This is a genomic window from Halomarina litorea, from assembly GCF_024227715.1.
Lineage (GTDB): Archaea > Halobacteriota > Halobacteria > Halobacteriales > Haloarculaceae > Halomarina > Halomarina litorea.
Map to the genome: position 1 here is coordinate 1,003,888 of NZ_CP100448.1, position 16,000 is coordinate 1,019,887.

The 16,000-nt window shown below is 67.9% G+C and carries 18 protein-coding genes and 1 pseudogene; 11 read left to right on the top strand and 8 right to left on the bottom strand.

The features are described 5' to 3' along the window. The first annotated feature begins 50 nt into the window (after positions 1-50). Both NKG96_RS05465 and NKG96_RS05470 read left to right on the top strand, forming a co-directional pair. Positions 51-836: a DsbA family protein gene (locus NKG96_RS05465; protein ID WP_254537461.1), complete on the top strand. Its 786-nt coding sequence runs from the start codon at positions 51-53 to the stop codon at positions 834-836. Further along, positions 833-1,266: pseudogene (locus NKG96_RS05470) on the top strand (disulfide bond formation protein B). Before NKG96_RS05465 ends, NKG96_RS05470 begins: the two are co-directional and overlap by 4 nt. A 38-nt stretch (positions 1,267-1,304) precedes the next feature. Here NKG96_RS05470 and NKG96_RS05475 read toward each other — a convergent pair. After that, positions 1,305-2,162: an endonuclease III domain-containing protein gene (locus NKG96_RS05475; protein WP_254537462.1), complete on the bottom strand. Its 858-nt coding sequence runs from the start codon at positions 2,160-2,162 to the stop codon at positions 1,305-1,307. Between the two features lie 139 nt (positions 2,163-2,301). Continuing rightward, complete coding sequence (locus NKG96_RS05480; protein WP_254537463.1) at positions 2,302-2,730, bottom strand: DUF371 domain-containing protein; 429 nt, start codon at positions 2,728-2,730, stop codon at positions 2,302-2,304. A gap of 306 nt (positions 2,731-3,036) precedes the next feature. Here NKG96_RS05480 and NKG96_RS05485 point away from each other — a divergent pair, with 306 nt between their 5' ends. After that, entirely contained in the window at positions 3,037-3,927 is an 891-nt protein-coding gene (locus tag NKG96_RS05485) for a coiled-coil protein (protein ID WP_254537464.1), read from the top strand. 135 nt (positions 3,928-4,062) lie between these two features. Here NKG96_RS05485 and NKG96_RS05490 read toward each other — a convergent pair whose 3' ends face one another. After that, on the bottom strand, positions 4,063-5,337 hold the full coding sequence (locus tag NKG96_RS05490) for an amidohydrolase (RefSeq protein ID WP_254537465.1): 1,275 nt from the start codon (positions 5,335-5,337) through the stop codon (positions 4,063-4,065). 121 nt (positions 5,338-5,458) lie between these two features. On the opposite strand from NKG96_RS05490, the gene NKG96_RS05495 reads away from it, so the two are divergent. Beyond that, a complete protein-coding gene (locus NKG96_RS05495) occupies positions 5,459-5,968 on the top strand; it encodes a hypothetical protein (RefSeq protein ID WP_254537466.1) in 510 nt (169 codons plus the stop codon). 60 nt (positions 5,969-6,028) lie between these two features. On the opposite strand, the gene NKG96_RS05500 is transcribed toward NKG96_RS05495, so the two are convergent. Further along, entirely contained in the window at positions 6,029-6,358 is a 330-nt protein-coding gene (locus tag NKG96_RS05500; protein ID WP_254537467.1) for an uS10/mL48 family ribosomal protein, read from the bottom strand. An 89-nt stretch (positions 6,359-6,447) separates the two neighbouring features. On the opposite strand from NKG96_RS05500, the gene NKG96_RS05505 reads away from it, so the two are divergent. Next, positions 6,448-6,939 carry a bis(5'-nucleosyl)-tetraphosphatase gene (locus NKG96_RS05505; protein ID WP_254537468.1) on the top strand — a complete coding sequence of 164 codons (492 nt, stop codon included), beginning with the start codon at positions 6,448-6,450 and terminating at the stop codon, positions 6,937-6,939. After that, on the top strand, positions 6,940-7,983 hold the full coding sequence (locus tag NKG96_RS05510; protein ID WP_254537469.1) for a DUF5787 family protein: 1,044 nt from the start codon (positions 6,940-6,942) through the stop codon (positions 7,981-7,983). Between the two features lie 6 nt (positions 7,984-7,989). Here NKG96_RS05510 and NKG96_RS05515 read toward each other — a convergent pair whose 3' ends face one another. Then, positions 7,990-8,493 carry a DUF5797 family protein gene (locus tag NKG96_RS05515; protein ID WP_254537470.1) on the bottom strand — a complete coding sequence of 168 codons (504 nt, stop codon included), beginning with the start codon at positions 8,491-8,493 and terminating at the stop codon, positions 7,990-7,992. A 308-nt stretch (positions 8,494-8,801) separates the two neighbouring features. Next, positions 8,802-10,172 carry a geranylgeranyl reductase family protein gene (locus NKG96_RS05520; protein ID WP_254537471.1) on the bottom strand — a complete coding sequence of 457 codons (1,371 nt, stop codon included), beginning with the start codon at positions 10,170-10,172 and terminating at the stop codon, positions 8,802-8,804. Between the two features lie 117 nt (positions 10,173-10,289). Here NKG96_RS05520 and NKG96_RS05525 point away from each other — a divergent pair, with 117 nt between their 5' ends. Then, positions 10,290-10,616: a 2Fe-2S iron-sulfur cluster-binding protein gene (locus NKG96_RS05525; protein ID WP_254537472.1), complete on the top strand. Its 327-nt coding sequence runs from the start codon at positions 10,290-10,292 to the stop codon at positions 10,614-10,616. A gap of 22 nt (positions 10,617-10,638) precedes the next feature. Here the strand turns inward: NKG96_RS05525 and NKG96_RS05530 are convergent, their stop codons facing one another. Both NKG96_RS05530 and NKG96_RS05535 read right to left on the bottom strand, forming a co-directional pair. Beyond that, positions 10,639-12,084: an amidase gene (locus NKG96_RS05530; RefSeq protein ID WP_254537473.1), complete on the bottom strand. Its 1,446-nt coding sequence runs from the start codon at positions 12,082-12,084 to the stop codon at positions 10,639-10,641. A gap of 75 nt (positions 12,085-12,159) precedes the next feature. Beyond that, on the bottom strand, positions 12,160-13,185 hold the full coding sequence (locus NKG96_RS05535) for an NAD(P)/FAD-dependent oxidoreductase (protein ID WP_254537474.1): 1,026 nt from the start codon (positions 13,183-13,185) through the stop codon (positions 12,160-12,162). Between the two features lie 127 nt (positions 13,186-13,312). Here NKG96_RS05535 and NKG96_RS05540 point away from each other — a divergent pair, with 127 nt between their 5' ends. From NKG96_RS05540 to NKG96_RS05555, 4 genes are all read left to right on the top strand, one after another. Continuing rightward, positions 13,313-13,651, top strand: a complete 339-nt coding sequence (locus NKG96_RS05540; RefSeq protein ID WP_254537475.1) for a glutaredoxin family protein — start codon at positions 13,313-13,315, stop codon at positions 13,649-13,651. 121 nt (positions 13,652-13,772) lie between these two features. Then, complete coding sequence (locus NKG96_RS05545; RefSeq protein ID WP_254537476.1) at positions 13,773-14,381, top strand: DUF7110 family protein; 609 nt, start codon at positions 13,773-13,775, stop codon at positions 14,379-14,381. A 246-nt stretch (positions 14,382-14,627) separates the two neighbouring features. Next, positions 14,628-15,596 (top strand): phosphoadenosine phosphosulfate reductase family protein, encoded by a 969-nt coding sequence (locus tag NKG96_RS05550; protein ID WP_254537477.1) that lies wholly within the window; start codon positions 14,628-14,630, stop codon positions 15,594-15,596. Between the two features lie 180 nt (positions 15,597-15,776). After that, on the top strand, positions 15,777-15,959 hold the full coding sequence (locus tag NKG96_RS05555; protein WP_254537478.1) for a hypothetical protein: 183 nt from the start codon (positions 15,777-15,779) through the stop codon (positions 15,957-15,959). Positions 15,960-16,000: the final 41 nt, after the last annotated feature.

Genomic DNA, 16,000 nt, shown 5'->3' on the forward strand with positions numbered 1-16,000 from the left:
CGACGCCCCGACCACAACGCTCTTTCTCGCCTGCCGGGTACTCCCGGGCGATGACGCTCTCCAGACGCCGCCTCCTCCTCGCCGGGGGGAGCGCGGCCGCGGTCGGCCTGAGTGGCTGTCTCGGTCTCGGCGGGGACGCGCCCGACGACCCGAACGAGACGAGCGGTTCGAACGGGACCGACGCCGGTGGGAACGGGTCGGCCTCGACGACTACGCCCGCCGAGGTCGACGGCCCCATCGCGAACGCCCCCGTCCCCAACGACCCCGGGGAGTTCACCTACGCGCGGATGGGGTCCGGCGACCTGCCGACGTTCACCTACTTCGGCAACTGGAAGTGCCCCTTCTGTGCCCGGTTCAGCGTCGACATCCTCGGTGACCTCGTGACGCAGTACGTCGCCTCGGGCCGACTCGACATGGAGTACCGGGGGCTGGCGTACGTCAACGGCGAGCCGTTCCTCGGGCCGGACGCGCCGCGGGCGACCCGCGCGGGACTGGCCGTCTGGGCCGTCGACCCCGAGCGCTACTGGCCGTACCACGAGTACGTCATGGCCAACCAACCGTCCGAGGCGCGGGAGTGGGCCACCGCCGACCGCCTCGTCGAGTTCGCCCGCGCCGCGGGCGTCTCGGACCCCGAGGCCGTCCGCGAGCGACTGGACGACGAGGCGTTCGAGCGGGCCGTCGAGGAGACGAGCGCCCGCGCGAGCGAGTTGGAACTCCGCGGCACCCCGTCGCTCCTCGTCGACGGGACCGTCGTCAGCCCCTTCGCCCGGGAGAGCGGCGACATCGTCGCCAATCCGGAGATGTACGAACTGCTCGACTCGCTCGCGGAGGGATGACCCGGCCCACCCGACTCGCCGCCCGGCCAGTCCTCGCCGCGGCGACCCTCACCGCCCTCGTCTCGACGGCCGGGAGCCTCTACTTCAGCCTCGGGATGGGACTCGTCCCCTGCGAACTCTGCTGGTGCCAGCGCGTGCTGATGTACCCGCTGGTGGTCATCTTCGGCGTGGCGACGTGGGAGGAGGACCGCGTGGGCGTGTTCCGGACCGTCCTGTCCCTGTCGGCGCTAGGAGGGGCATCGCGGCCTACCACTCGTACCTGCAACTGACCGCCGACGCGTTCTGTTCGTTCGGCGGGTCCTGTGCCGTCGTCCAGTACCGACTGCCTGTGCTGGGGCTGTCGATTCCGCACCTCTCGTTCGTGGGGTTCCTGCTGGTGACGATACTCGTGGTCGGCGCGGTTCGGAGCGACCGAGAACCACGGCGCTGAGTGGTGAGAGCGGCGATACCGGCGATCATCGAGGACCGCTACTCGGCCTCCGCGGGGTCCACGACCTCGCCCGTCTCGGGGGAGACGCCCACCTGTTCGCAGAGGTCCGCCATCGGGCAGGCCTCCGGGTCGTCCAGACACGCGGGGTTCCGCGCGGAGCAGTACTCGCGCCCGAACTGGATGGAGGCGGTGTGGCCGAAGCCGCACTTCTCGGCGGGGACCTGTGATTCGAGGACCTGCCTCACCTGTTCGTGATCGGCGTCGGCGGGCGCGATTCCCATCCGCCGGTAGATGCGGTGGACGTGGGTGTCGACGGGGAAGACGCCGCCCCGTCCGCCCGCGAACAGGAGGACGCAGTCGGCCGTCTTCGGCCCGACGCCCTTCATGTCGAGAAGGGCCTCGCGCACCGCGTCGTAGTCCTCCTCGCGGACGAACGCGTCGAACTCGGTCGCGCCGCCGTACTCCTCTTCGACCCGCCGCGCGATTCGGGTGATGGTCTCGGACTTCTGGTTGTAGAGACCCGCAGCGGAGATGGTCTCGGCGAGTTCGTCTCGGTCGGCGGTCGCGAGGGACTCCGCGAGGTCTCCACCACCATAGCGCCCTATCAACTCGTCGTGGGCCGGTTGGCTCGCCTTGTCGCTCGTGTTCTGCGAGAGGATGGTGCGGACCAGACACTCGAAGGCGTCCTGTCCATCACCAGAACGCTCTGCGTTCTGGTTAGCTCGCGAATCGCTCTGCGATTCGCGAACCCCGTACGTCTTTTGCCAGTAGAGGTCCCCGAGTCGGTCGACGACCGTCTCCGCGCGGGAGGTTCCGTCCCCTGGCTGGAACTGGTCGAACCGCCCGCCGCCTGTCTCGCCGCCGGAGATGTTCTCCGCGGGTTCGTCCTCGCTCATACTACCCGTTCGGGGTGCGGGCGGAAACCCCCTCGCGTCGGCGTGCAGGTTGCCGGTGTCTCGTCGCTGTCGGCCGTACGCTCTCGGGGCCTCGCCACCCCGAGGTGGCGACCACCGCCGCGACGGTACGCCCGACCGCTCACTCCACGCGCAGGGTTACTGTCAGGTCCGCCCCGTCGGCGAGGGCGGCGACGAGGTCGCGGTCGATGTCGTCGGCGCTGGCGTCGGCCCCGACCATGACGGTGCGGTCGTCGGCGTAGTCGCTCGTGCGAAAGACCATGCTCCGGTCGTCCTCGAAGGTGAGGTCCGGGTGCCCCCGGCCCGTGACGGTCTGTTCGTGGTCCCCGGCGGTGAGCGTCGCGGTGATGGTCGCGCCGCGGTCGCGGCAGGCCGACACGAACCCCTCGTCGAGGGCCGCGGGGGTGCAGTCGGCCTCGACGCCGAGGATGCAGTCGCCGGCGGGGGTCAGCCAGTCGTCGCTCGTCACCTCGAAGGTGCTCTCGTGGGTCGCACTCACGTGTTCGTGGCCGGCGGCGTGGACCGTCACGGACCGCTCGTCGGATGCCATCATTGCCGCGTGGTCCTCGCCCCGCACACTTGAGGCGGTCGTTCCCGGTGCGACCTACTTATACCTCGGACGTGTACCGTGTGAACCAGTGTCGAACCGGCCGCTCGGTGGCCCTAGACGCCTCGGGTGCTGTGAACTAGGAAACCTTTAAGTGTCGCGTCCCAATACTACTACGTACCAGAACGCCTCCGCGCGTCCCGGTGTATCGCACGGCGACCAGAATGACAGGAGACCCTGATTATCGACCGGTTGCGACACCCCCGCGAGCCCGGGCTCTCGGAGTCGGTAATGGACAGTAGCTTAACCATGGCAGAGACTATCGACGAATCCAAGAACGTAGAACTAACCGAAGAGGACCTCGAAACCAAATCCAAAGGCGAGCTCATCAAGCGCGCCGGTCAGCTCCGTGACCGACGCAACGAGCTCAACCAGATGGCGTCCGAGCGCGCGTCCAAGCGCGACGAGCTGAACGCCAAGACTCGCGAGAAGGTCGACGAGGCCCAGGAACACCGCGAGAAGCGCGACGAGCTCAACGAGCAGGTTCAGGAGCACAAGCAGAAGCGCAACGATCTCAACGCGAAGGCCAACGAGCTGTTCTCGGAAGTCGACGACGCCAAGTCCGACCTCGACCTCGACGACGGCAAGAGCCTCGACCAGCTCAAAGAGGAGATCGAGAAGCTCGAATTTCGACAGCAGACCGAGGTTCTGAGCTCCGAGGACGAGCGCGAACTCATCGAGAAGATCGAGAAGAAGCGCGACCAGTACCAAGAGCGCAAGTCGAAGCTCGACGACACCGACGGCATCGACGAGATCAAAGAGGAGGCCCAGGAGGTCCGCGCCGAGGCGAGCCAGCACCACCAGAAGGTCACCGAACTCGCCGACGAGGCCCAGGAACACCACAACCAGATGATCGAGGCCTACCGCGAGGCCGACGACATCCGTGACGAGGCCGACGAGTGGCACGAGAAGTTCGTCGACGCCCAGGAGGCCGCCGACCGCCACCACGAGGACTTCGTCCGCGTCCAGAAGCGCCTGCGCGAGATGGACAAGGAGGAGGAGAAAGAGCGCAAGGACGAGCGCGCCGCCAAGCGCGAGGAGGCCAAGCAGGAGGCCGAGGAGATCTATCAGAAGTTCAAGGAGGGCGAGACCCTCGACACCGAGGACCTGATGAAGCTCCAGAAGTCCGGGCTGCTCTAAGCGGGACACCGGGGTCTTCCCGCGTTCTACGTTCGTTTTTCACGACGCCCGACGGGAGAGCGACCGCGCCGTTCTGACGGAATTCACGGACCGACCAGCGACCGCTCTGCAGCGACCGCTCTGACCAGCGACGGCTCAGACCCGCGCGTGCGAGAGCCGTCGGATGGACTCCGTGAGGACGCTCACGCCGATGGGCAGGGAGTCCTCGTCCACGTCGAAGGTGGCGGTGTGGTGGCCGCCGGGGTGGTCGGTGCCGACGCCGACGTAGCAGGCCTTCCCGCCGTGCTCCTGGACGCGTTGCATGAGGTAGGTGGCGTCCTCGCTCCCGCCGAGGGCGTCCCGGCGGACCAGCGAGTTCACCGCGTCGGTCCCGCGGGCGACGTCGTACACCACGTCGACGATGGCCTCGTCGCTCGTTGCGCTGGGGGCGTCGCCGGCCGTTTCCAGTTCGACCTCGCAGTCGTGCATCCGGGCCGCCGACTCGATGACCCGGACGGCGCGTTCGCGCATGTACTCCTTCAGTTCGGTCGTCTCGCCGCGCACCTCGCCTTCGAGGTGGGCCTCCTCGGGGATGATGTTGGTCGCGCTCCCCCCGCGGATGACGCCGGCGTTGACGCGCGTCGCGCCGTCCTGGTGGCGCGGGATGGCGTAGAGGTTCTGGACGGCCGCCGCGAGCGCCTGATTGGCGTTGCGCCCGTCGCCGGGGTTCGCGCCCGCGTGGGCGGGTTCGCCCGTGAACGTCGCCTCGAAGTGGTGGACCGCGAGGAAGCCGTCGATGCCCGCGACCACCTCGCCCGTGGGGTGTTCGAGGCCGACGTGCGCCGCGAGGAAGTACTCGCAGTCGTCGAGCAGGCCCGACTCGGCGACGGCCTTCCCGCCGCCGATGACCTCCTCCGCGGGCTGGAACACGACTTTCAGTGTGCCCGAGAAGTCGCTCGCTTTCACGGCTTCGAGGACGCCGATGCCGAACGTGACGTGGGCGTCGTGCCCGCAGGCGTGCATCGCGCCCGTCTCCGAGCGGAAGCCCTCCGATGCGGGAACGTGGGCCGCGTCCTCGGATTCGAGGCGGGGGAGGGCGTCGATGTCGACGCGCAGGCCGACCGTGGGTCCCTCGCCCTGCTTCACGACGGCGAGTGCGCCGGTGAGTCCGCCCTCCGTCCGTTCGAGGACGTCCTCACGCGCGCCCGCTTCGCGGGCCAGGTCGTGCCAGCGGGTCAGTTCCTCGTCGTCGGGGACGCCCATTCGCTCCTCGGGGACCAGCATCTCGCTCCCGACGTACAGTTCGTCGACGCCGATGGCTTCGAGTTCGTCCACGATGCGACTCGTCGTCCAGAACTCCCGCCAGGCGGGTTCGGGGTGGCGGTGGAGGTCACGGCGCAGTGCCACGAGGCGGTCTCTCGAGACGCTCATGCGGGAGGATACGGGGGGAGAGGCTTAGTCCTACGTCACCGTTCTCTCTCCCTCGGAAAATTTCACGAAATAATGATTGTTCGGAGGATTTATCAACCGGCTTTCCTTCGACCGGGACGGAATGTCAGCCGACGAATCAAACGTGACCGAGTATCTCTCGCGCGACGAGACGGTCACGTACACCCTCAGCCACCGACCGACCGGGTTCACGAACTGGGTGAAATCGCAGTTCGGCATCGGGACGACCCACTGGTATCTGACCGACCAGCGACTCATCGAGTACGTCAACGTCACCGGCGGGTTCAACTTTCAGGACCTGCCCATCGAGAACATTACCTCCGTGGAGTACGGCCGTCAGTTGAACCTCCTCGCCATCGGCGCCGGGGCGGTCCTCATGGTCCTCGGCCTCGTCAGCTTGCTCAGTTCCCCGGGGATGGCCCTGCTGATGTTGCTCGTCGGCGCAGGGGTCGTCGCCTACGCGTTCTACCGCCGCCAGCAGGGCCTCGTCGTCCACGCCTCGGGCGTGACTCTCTCGCTTCACATCTCGCGTGGCGAACAGGTCGACGAGTTCCTCTGGTACGTCAACGAACAGCGACAGGACGACCCGGCCGAGAACCGCCTGGTCGCCTGAACGGCCCGCGACCGGCGGTCCGACCTCCCCCTCACGCGCGGCTCCCGCGGGCGGCGCGCCCTACGTCCGGCCCGCGCCCTTGACCTGTTCGACCTCGGCTTCGACGTGGATACCGTCGGGGAAGCTTCGCTGGGCGGCGTCGCGGGCGAACTCGTCGTGGCCGACGATGCGCATGGTCCGGGTGTACACGGAGTAGTCCCACGACTCGAACTCGCCGCCGTCGGGATGGAGGCGTTTGGGCTGCGGGACGCGATACTCCGTCGGGGGCCTCGGGTGGGGACCCTTGCACTCGACGCCCTTGCGGGCGGCGCTGGTCTTGATGTCCGAGACGACCGATTCGAGGACGTTCCGGTCGCCGCTGGTGAACGTGAGCGTCGTGACGAAGGCCATACCCCTCTGTCCGCGGCGAACGACTAAAACGCACTCATCGCCGCCCGGATGGCGATATTCTCTTAAAGTCCCACACAGTAACGGAAGGCATGATAGAGGCCACGAGCTCCGGAGCGATCCTGTTCCGCGATACCCGTGGCCGTCGCGAGTACCTCCTGCTCAAGTCGCGCACGGGCGACTGGGAGTTCCCCAAGGGCGGTGTGGAAGGGGAAGAAGAGCTACAGCAGACGGCCATCAGGGAAATCGCAGAGGAAGCCGGCATCGAGGACATCAGACTCGTCGACGGCTTCCGCGAGGACTACGACTACATCTTCGAGGCGAACGGGAACACCATCCACAAGACGGTCCACCTGTTCATCGCGAAGTCCTTCGAGGCGAGCGCCGAACTCTCGCGCGAGCACCGCGACCTGCAGTGGCGCGACTACGAGCAGGCCGTCAACACCATCACGCAGGACGGCCCCCGCGAGATACTCGAACAGGCCCACGAGTTCCTCGACAACGGCGGACTGGACGAACGAAACGGGCACCACGGCGGCGGCGAGGGCGCGAGCGACGACAACGCGACGAGCGCCGAGAACTGAATGCCCGGGGCGGAGTCGGAGTTCACCTTCGAACTCCGCGTCTGCCAGTGGGCCGAACGCCACTGGCCCCCCGAGCGGTCGCTCCCCGACGACCGGACCGCCCTCGTCGCCCGCCAGCTCGGCACGCGCGGGCGGCGCTGGGACACCCTCGTCGTCGAGTGCGACAGCGACGCGCTCGCCGCGCGCGCCGTCTTCGGATCCGACCGACTCGACTCGGACCTCCTGCACGTCGTTCGCGACGCCCCCGGCGAGTGGGCGTTCTACCGCGACGCGCTCCCCCATCCCGGCTACCCGTGGCGCTACGTCCGCGAGGCCATCCACACGGCCGAGGAGCGTGGAATCGTCGAGACGCGCCGCGCGGGCAACCGCATCGAGATTCGCCGGAAGTGGCACTACCCCGACTGGGTTCATCGGGTAATCGCCATCGAGAACAAGCCGGACCTCGACGCCAGCGCCGCCCGCCGCCTCGCAGACCAGATGGAACGCGACGTGGCGCTCTCGCTCGCGGACGAGGTGTGGGTCGCCACGCGCGCGACGGGCGAGTCCGTCGAACCCGCCCTGCTCGAACGCCTCCCCGTGGAGGTCGGACTGCTCGCGTTCGACTCGGAGGCGGGGACGGCGAACGTGGCGTGGCACCCCAACTCGCTCGACGTGGACGCGCCGGGGACGCGCATCGAGGAGCGGCCCGCCGGGAACGCCCACGACGAGTCGGCCGCCCGCTTCGAGTACGTCGACGCCGAGTGGAAACGCGAGAAGCGCCTCGAAATCGCCGAGCGCGCCTACGAGCGCGGGTGGCGCGCCTACGTCGGCACGATGCGTCCGGACTGTCGGCACTTCGAACTCCGGGAGCGGGCGGGCGATACGCTCCCGTGGTGTGCGGCGAAGGGTCACAGCCCGACGGCCCGCGAGTGCTCGGGGTCCTGTCCGGAGTTCACGCCCGAACCGCCCGCGTGGCGGACCCGCGGGTGGCCAATCGAGGGCGGGCCGGGGAAGGGGTTCAGGCGGCTGCTCGACCGCCAGCGCGACCGGACGCGCCGCCCATGAGCGGGGTCAGTCCTCGGCTCCGGCTTCGTCCGCCGGTTCCTCGTCGAGGGCCTCGACGTTGAGGTCCTCGCGTTCGACGGCGAGTCGGAACGTGGGGACCGTCTTCTGGACCACGTCGACGAGTCCCTTGTCCTCCAGTCGCCGCAGGCCCGAACGCACCGAATCGGTGTCGCTCTCGACGCCCGCGTCCCGGAGTTTGTGGAGGACGCTCACCACGCTCTCGCTGTCCTCGTCGGGGCCGGCGAGCACCTCGGTGATGCGGACCTGCAGGGGCGGGACCTTCACCACCTCGGGGTCCATCTCGATGCCGACGACGCCCGCGGCGTCCTGTGTCGCCCGGATGAGGCTGTTCTCGTCGCGGAAGTAGTACTCTTTCAGTTCGGACTCCAGGTACTGGTGGACCTCGCTGCCGCTCTCCATCTCCCAGCGCTGCTGTAGCTCCTTGTTCTTCGTCGGCTGAAGCTCCACGATGTCCTTCAGCCGGCCTTTCGCTTCCTCTGAAAGCGTCACTATCCGGGAGGTATGTAGAGGTAGTACAATTTCGTTGCGGGTCGATGGGAGGTCCGACCCGACACGCGCGAGGCACGGTGAAGCCCGTAGTCGCGTCGCTGAGCGGTGCGGTCTGCGGTACGCCAGCGCACTCCTCCGAACCGAGCGAGCGAGGACCGACTTTCTTCGTGCAGGGTTTTACGAGGAGGGCGAGACGGCGGAGCCGTCTCGCTTCCCCACGGGCGACCCGTGAGTCGCCCGTGGTGAGTGGTGCCCGCAGCGACGGCGAAGCCGGCGCGAGGACACCCGACGAGTAAGCCGGTGCGGTTCTAGTACTTCGCGTCCGCCCCGGTTGTCTCGTAGACGTCGTCCATGATGCGGTCGCGTTTCAGCTGCCAGTTTCGGAAGAACTCGGGGCTATCGGGGTAGTTCTCGTAGTGGGCGAGCAGGCGGTCCGCGAGGCGCTTGGTCTTGAACAGGCCGTACACCGTATCCCAGTGACCGCGGGACTTCCAGAGGGTCTTCGCGGCGAGCAGGGGCGAGACGCCCGCGGTGCCGGAGTACAGCGCCTCGGAGAGTTCTTCGCCGGGCATGGCGGCGAGGAGGCTCATCAGGTCGTCGAGACCGTTCGCGGTGGCGAAGATGTTGTAGACGTCGAGGGCGGCGTAGCGCCCGCCGTAGTGGTCCATCACGCGCTCGTTGTACTCCCAGAGGGCGTCCTCGCTCACATCGCCGTTCTCGATGGCTTCCATGGCCTGTTCGCCGGCGTACTGCCCGGAGTAGGCGGCCCCGGCGATGCCCCCGCCGGTGATGGGGTTGACGTGGGCGGCGGCGTCGCCGGCGGCGATGAACCCCGGCGCGACGGCGGAGTCGTAGGTGCGCCGCGTCGGGAGGGCCGCGCCGAGTTTGTCCTTCACGGTGGCGCCGACGAACTCCTCGCGGTTCTGGAGGTCCTCGCGGAGGTCGCCGACGAGCTTCATCGGTTCCTCGTTCATCTGGAAGCCGAGGCCGACGTTGATCTCGGTGGGCGTGCGCGGGAAGTACCAGAGGTAGCCCGCCGACCGCTTCGTGGGCTTGAGGACGAGGGCGTCCTCCCACTCGACGGGTTCCTCGACTTCGACGATTTCGCGGTACGCCGAGGAGAACTGCGAGTAGCGGACGTTCGTGTCGAACGTCGCGTCCGAGAGGTCCGCCTTGTCCTGCAGGATGGAGAGCGCGCCCGCGCCGTCGATGGTCACCTCCGCCTCGTAGGTGACGGGGTCGCCCTTGTGGACGCCGGAGACGCCCGTCACGCGGCCGTCGTCGTCCTGTTCGACGGACTTGACGACGGTGTCGTAGTGGAACTCGACGCCGACGCGTTCGGCCGTCTCGATGAGCCGTCGTCCGTACTCCCATCGGTCGATGACGGCGATTTCGCCGGGGACGGGGATGTCGAGGACGGCGTCCTCGCTCGGAATCTCGAAGCGCCCGTGGTCGACCTCGGTGTTGGTGAACGCCGGTTCGATGTCGGATTTCGGGATGGCCTCGGGGAAGTTCGCGGCTCCCTTGAGCGCGTCACCGCAGGCGATGTGGCCCGCCTCCTCCGCGGTCTTGCGCTCGACGATGACGACGCTGTAGCCCTCGCGGGCGACCGTCGCGGCGGCGTAACACCCGGCGGTGCCCGCACCGACGACACACACGTCGTACTCGTGAGTGGTCATGACTAAAGGTGGCCCGCGCGCAGGAAAACGTTTACCGAATCCCCCGTCGCTTCCGTCGCCCGCAACGAGACGGAACCGTCGAACAAGAGTTTTGTCGCGCTTCGACCAAGCCCAGTCATGACCGACTACACCGTCGAGTTCGTCGGGACCGGCGAGACCATCACCGTCTCCGACAAGCAGACCATCCTCAGCCGGTGCATCGAGGAGGGAATCGCACAGGAGTACTCCTGTCGCGTCGGGATGTGTCTGGCCTGCTCGGCCGAAATCGTGGAGGGGGAGGTTGAACAGCAGGTGGCCGTCGCCCGCGGCATCACCGAGGAGGAAGCCGAGACGTACGCGCTGACGTGCATGGCCCGCCCCGCCTCCGACCTGAAACTCGACCGCGGGAAGTACCCCCCGAGCATCGAGGAAGACGCCAACGAACCGGCCGCCGCGGACGACTGATTTCTCGATACGGCTCGCACCCCTACGCGTCCGGGTAGCGGTCCGCCCACGGGTTCGCGTCCTCGAACGCCGCCGCGATGCCGAGTCCGGTGCGCTCGTCGAACCGCCGGGTGACGATCTGCAGGCCGACGGGCAGACCGTCGACGAGGCCCGCGGGCACCGTCACGACGGGGTGGCCCGTCAGGTTGAACGGCCACGAGAGCGCCCAGTCCATCGGGAGGCCACCGACCGACTGGCCGTCTATCTCCGTCGGGAGCGGTTCGTCGTGCGTGAGCGGTGGCGTCGCCAGCGCCGGGCAGACCAGCGCGTCGTTCCCCTCCAGTGCGTCCTCGACGGCGTCGTACCACGCGGTCCGGGTCACGTCCCGGGTGGTGTACTCCACGGCGTCGCCGCCCTGTCCCATCCGGACCGTCTGCTCGAACGTTGGTGAGAGGTCCTCCGCGTGGTCTGCCAGCAGGTCCATCCCGCGCGCCTCGTTCATCTCGCGGACGACGGTGGCGAACAGCGTCGTCGCCGTCACGCCGTAGGCGTAGACGAGATCACCCCTCTCGGGACCGCCGACGGACACCTCCTCGACTGTCGCGCCCGCACTCGACAGCGCGTCGAGGGCGTCCCCGACCGTCTCCCGAACCGCGGGTTCGACGGGGAAGCGGTCGAGGTCCGGGCTGTAGCCGACGGTGAACTCGTCGGCCGAAGCGTCGGTCGCGTCGGCGTACTCGTCGGGTTTGGGGACGCTGTAGGGGTCGCGGTCGTCCTGCCCGGCGAGGACGTCCAGCGCGAGGGCCAGGTCGTCGACGGTGCGCGCCATCGGTCCGAGGACGCCGAAGGGGGTGTGGCCGCGGAAGGCGTCCGGGCGGGCGTCGCGCGGGACGAGGCCGAAGGTGGGCTTGACGGAGGCGACGTTACAGCAGGCGGCGGGGGTGCGAAGCGACCCACCCACGTCCGACCCCGTCGCCAGCGCACAGAGGCCGTCCGCGAGGGCGGCCGCGGACCCGCCCGAGGAGCCACCCGCGTTGTAGTCGGCGTCGAAGGGCGTCGCCGTCGGCCCGACGAGTTCGTTCAGCGTCCTGACCGTGTGGCCCAGTTCGGGCGTGTTCGTCGTCCCGACGACGATAGCTCCGGCCGCCTCCAGTCGCTCTACCCCCACCGTCGTGCGGTCGGCGACGTTGTCCGCGAGCGGTTTCATCCCGAAGGTGTGGCGGACGCCCGCCTTTGCGTCGGCGAGGTCCTTGATGGCGACGGGGACACCGTGGAGGGGGCCGAGGTACTCGCCCGCCTCGACGGCGCGTTCCGCCTCTCGGGCGCGTTCGCGCGCCGACTCCTCGACGACGGTGACGAAGGCGGTGGTGTGGTCGCCGCGCGACTCGATGCGGTCAAGGTAGCTGTCGACGAGGTCGACCGGCGAGACGTCACCCGAACGGACGGCGGCCGCGAGGTCGCTCGCGGAGCGGAAGGGGTCGGTGGACATCGACCGACCCGTCGGACGGGCGTCACAAATAGTCGTGGGTCGCGGTACCGAGTGACGAGAAGAGCGGTGTCGCGGTCAGTCGTCGTCGGCGGGCGCGGGCGCCTCCACGTTGTGTTCGTGGGCGCGTTCGCGCAGGCGCTCGGAGATGCCGGGGACGTCCTCGGCGGTGACTTCGCCTTCGGCCTCGATGTCCTCCAGCGAGCGGGGAAACTCCCGGTAGTCGTAGTGGATGCCGATGCCGCACTTCGCACCCTCGCCCATGGCGACGGGAATCTGGTTGTGACCGGGCGTCAGGTCGCCGACGGCGTAGACGCCCTCGACGCTGGTGCGCCCGTGGTCGTCGACGGCGATGGTGCCGTCGTCGTTGAGGTCACAGCCGAGGGAGTCCGCCAGTCCGTTGTTGTAGTCCGACCCGTACATCGGGAAGCCCCCGCGGTACTCCCGGCGGGTGCCGTCCTCGAAGACGAACGCTTCGAGCCAGCCGTCGTCGCCCTTCTCCAGACTCTCGATGTCCTCCTCCACGATATCGACGGGGTGGGCGTCGAGCTGTCTCTGGGTGTCCTCGCTCCACTCGGGGTCCTCGCCGCGCGTGAGGATGTCCACGTCGGGGGTGAAGTTGAGGAGGATCATCGCTACCTGCGCGACAGATTCGGAGACGCCCATCACGAAGACGGGTTCGTCGACGAACATGTAGGCGTCGCAGTGCAGACACCAGTGGAGGCCGCGACCCGTCCGGGGGAGTGGCGGGTCCGGGCGCACGTCGTTGAATCCCGTCGCGAGGACGACGGCGTCGGTGACGACGTCGGTATCGCCGGCCGTGACGCGAAAGCGCCCGTCGTCGGTCCGTTCGACGGACTCGACGGTCTGCTGGACGTAGTCCGCGCCGTAGCCCTCTATCTGGTCGATGGCCGTCTGCAGGAACTCGTTGCCGCTGACCTCCTCGGTGACGCCGATGACGTTGTGCGTGTCGAGCATCATCGCCGCGCGGCCGCCGCCGCGGTTGATGACGATGGTGTCGTGGCCGAGTCGTGTCGCGTAGAGCGCCGCCGTCAGTCCCGCGGGACCGCCGCCGACGACCGTTACCTGGTACTCCTCGCTCATGTGCACCCACGTTAGAGGGCCTCGATTATAACGGCCCGGTCGCCTGTGTGCCCCCCACGACCAGTCGCCACGGGCTACCGACCGTTACGGTCGAAAGGTGTTTTTGCGGGAAGGCGATACGAGAGGTATGACGTTCGACCCTACGGCGAGTCTGAGCGAGGAGGAGGCGCGCGAACGCGTCGACGAGGCCATCGAGAACAACGAAGTGGTGCTGTTCATGAAGGGGACGCCGCTCATGCCCCAGTGTGGCTACTCGCGACGGGCCGTCGGTCTCATCCAGCAACACCGCGAGGACGTCGAGACGGTGGACGTCCTGGAGGCCCTCGATGCCTACCGCGCGGCGCTCAAAGAGCACAGCGGCTGGGAGACCATCCCCCAGACGTACGTGAACGGCGAGTTCGTCGGCGGGAGCGACATTCTCGCGGAACTCGACGAACGCGGGGAACTCGCGGCGACGCTCCAGTAGTATCCACCCCCTTGTTCACGGGTGACAAAAAGGGCAGAAAATATAAGCTACAAGTCCTTAGAGTGAGTCGACCAGTTCCGGTCGCGGCGAGGGACTCGCCCCGGTTAGCCCACGCTACACTATGACCAGTCACGTATACACCATCCATTCGACGCTCGAACTGCCACTCGAAGACGTCCACGAGTTCTTTGAGGACGCCACACTGCCCGTCGAGATCGCCGACGTGGAGATCACGCGCCGCAACAACACGCTCATCGTGAGCGCGGTGGCGGCGGAGGACAACATCAGCAAGTACACCCCGACGGCCCAGTTGAAAGCCAGCGTCACGGAGAACCGCATCTATCTGGACGAGGAGGAAGACGACGACGAGAGCGGCCCGTTCGGCGGCGGCGGCCCGTCCGGCGCCCCGCAGTGGGGCGCGTTCGGCCAGCAAGAAGAGGAGATGGAGCGACCGTCCGAACTCGTCGAGTACGCCTGCTTCAAGGGCGACCGGGAGACGGTGCTCCAGAACACCGCGCTCCAGTATCCGATGTTCGAGGTCCTCTGTGACCTCGCGCGCGAGTGCGAGAAGGGGTCGCTCACCGCCGTCACCGCACGCGACGGTAAACTCGAGGCGACGCGCATCGTCGACGGCGAGGACCGCGCTGCGACCCTCGAAGTCGTCGAGGACCCCCGCGAGAACGCCGCCACGAACGGCGTCAACTGGCGGGACAACAAGTTCATCAGCTGATTCCCTCATCCCGCGCGCGACACCGCGCGTGGACTGTGACCGGTCGCGCCGTCGGGCCTCGGGCACCCGACGGCCCTCTCACACCGTCTGCGACGACGTCGAGCGACGCGTACCTCCCGCGTCGAGGCCCGCACTTCCCGACGCGCCCGTCCCGCACCGTGTCGCGGCACCCCGGGACGGGGCGGACGGCAGCGTCCGTGGGATGTCGAAAACGGTTTAGGCCGGGTAATAATATCTAATTACGAGATGGCAGAGGACTTCCCCGACTACCTCGACGTGGACTACAGCGCCGGCGAAGGCGAGTCCCCCGAGGACTACCCGACGCTGGAGGACAAAGTCGAGAAGGCGATCGAGGTCACCCGTCGCGGCCTCGAAGAGTACCGCAACCCCGCCATCATGTGGACGGGCGGGAAGGACTCGACGCTCGTGCTCTACTTCGTCAAGGAGGTGGCCGAGCAGTTCGACCTGGAGATGCCGCCGGCCGTCTTCATCGACCACTACCAGCACTTCGACGAACTCCACGACTTCGTCGAGCACTGGGCCGAGGCGTGGGACCTCGACGTCGTCTACGCTCGCAACGAGGACGTCGGTCAGTACGTCGACGCCAACGGCCTCACGCCCGGCGACGACATCCCCATCGGCGACCTCAACGAGCAGAACCAGCATCACGTCCGCAACCTGCTGGAGTACGACGAGGAGACGTTCCCGTTCCTGCTCGACACCTACGTCGGCAACCACCTGCTGAAAACCGTCGCGCTCAACAACGCGCTGGAGGCCCACGACGTCGACGGCATCCTCTCGGGTATCCGCTGGGACGAACAGGAGGCGCGCGCCGACGAGACGTTCTTCTCGCCGCGCCACGACCCCGACGTCTACCCGCCCCACGACCGCATCCAGCCCATCCTCCAGTTCGACGAGCGGGCCGTCTGGGACGCGTTCTGGAACTACGTCGTCCCCGAGACGGTCGAGGGCTACCCCGCGGGTCACGTCCCGCAGTCCTACGACGACCTGCCGAACGACCTCACCCACGAGGACATCCCCGTCTCGCCGAAGTACTTCGCCGGCTTCCGCTCGCTCGGCAGCGAAGTCTCGACGGACAAGTCCGCCGAGGAACCCGCCTGGCTGCAGGACCTCGAAGGCACCACCGAGCGCGCGGGCCGCGCCCAGGACAAAGAGGACCTGATGGAGCGCCTGCGCGACCTCGGCTACATGTAGAACTGCACGAAAAAAGGCCGCTCGCTCGTGCGCCGCTCCGCGGCGCTCTCGCTCGCGGTACAGTAGGCTGGCGTGACCGCCCCAACAGCACCGAGAGAGGCAGAACCACCAGACGAGAGGTGGCTTTCCTTTCGCTTGCAACCAGCTAACTCTTGCCCGAACCGTCCACTAGTGCGACGTATGTCCGACACTGGCGCGTACCAGCCACGAATCGAGTGTCTCCTCTGCAGGGCGGAGTTCGAGCGCGAGAATGGCCTGCGCCGTCACCTGAGCGCGGACCACGCCCGCGAGGACCTGGTGGACTTCGTGGTGCGGACGTTCGAGGAGCGTGAGGAACACGGCATGCTCGTCAGCGAGGAGTGAGACGACGGCGCGTGACGGGTGCTGGCAGCGCTGCCGGAAGG

Bases quoted from the DNA above. Each gene is read 5' to 3' on its own strand.
- NKG96_RS05465 (WP_254537461.1), top strand. From the start codon at position 51: ATGACGCTCTCCAGACGCCGCCTCCTCCTCGCCGGGGGGAGCGCGGCC.
- NKG96_RS05475 (WP_254537462.1), bottom strand. From the start codon at position 2,162: ATGAGCGAGGACGAACCCGCGGAGAACATCTCCGGCGGCGAGACAGGC.
- NKG96_RS05480 (WP_254537463.1), bottom strand. From the start codon at position 2,730: ATGGCATCCGACGAGCGGTCCGTGACGGTCCACGCCGCCGGCCACGAA.
- NKG96_RS05485 (WP_254537464.1), top strand. From the start codon at position 3,037: ATGGCAGAGACTATCGACGAATCCAAGAACGTAGAACTAACCGAAGAG.
- NKG96_RS05490 (WP_254537465.1), bottom strand. From the start codon at position 5,337: ATGAGCGTCTCGAGAGACCGCCTCGTGGCACTGCGCCGTGACCTCCAC.
- NKG96_RS05495 (WP_254537466.1), top strand. From the start codon at position 5,459: ATGTCAGCCGACGAATCAAACGTGACCGAGTATCTCTCGCGCGACGAG.
- NKG96_RS05500 (WP_254537467.1), bottom strand. From the start codon at position 6,358: ATGGCCTTCGTCACGACGCTCACGTTCACCAGCGGCGACCGGAACGTC.
- NKG96_RS05505 (WP_254537468.1), top strand. From the start codon at position 6,448: ATGATAGAGGCCACGAGCTCCGGAGCGATCCTGTTCCGCGATACCCGT.
- NKG96_RS05510 (WP_254537469.1), top strand. From the start codon at position 6,940: ATGCCCGGGGCGGAGTCGGAGTTCACCTTCGAACTCCGCGTCTGCCAG.
- NKG96_RS05520 (WP_254537471.1), bottom strand. From the start codon at position 10,172: ATGACCACTCACGAGTACGACGTGTGTGTCGTCGGTGCGGGCACCGCC.
- NKG96_RS05525 (WP_254537472.1), top strand. From the start codon at position 10,290: ATGACCGACTACACCGTCGAGTTCGTCGGGACCGGCGAGACCATCACC.
- NKG96_RS05530 (WP_254537473.1), bottom strand. From the start codon at position 12,084: ATGTCCACCGACCCCTTCCGCTCCGCGAGCGACCTCGCGGCCGCCGTC.
- NKG96_RS05535 (WP_254537474.1), bottom strand. From the start codon at position 13,185: ATGAGCGAGGAGTACCAGGTAACGGTCGTCGGCGGCGGTCCCGCGGGA.
- NKG96_RS05540 (WP_254537475.1), top strand. From the start codon at position 13,313: ATGACGTTCGACCCTACGGCGAGTCTGAGCGAGGAGGAGGCGCGCGAA.
- NKG96_RS05545 (WP_254537476.1), top strand. From the start codon at position 13,773: ATGACCAGTCACGTATACACCATCCATTCGACGCTCGAACTGCCACTC.
- NKG96_RS05550 (WP_254537477.1), top strand. From the start codon at position 14,628: ATGGCAGAGGACTTCCCCGACTACCTCGACGTGGACTACAGCGCCGGC.
- NKG96_RS05555 (WP_254537478.1), top strand. From the start codon at position 15,777: ATGTCCGACACTGGCGCGTACCAGCCACGAATCGAGTGTCTCCTCTGC.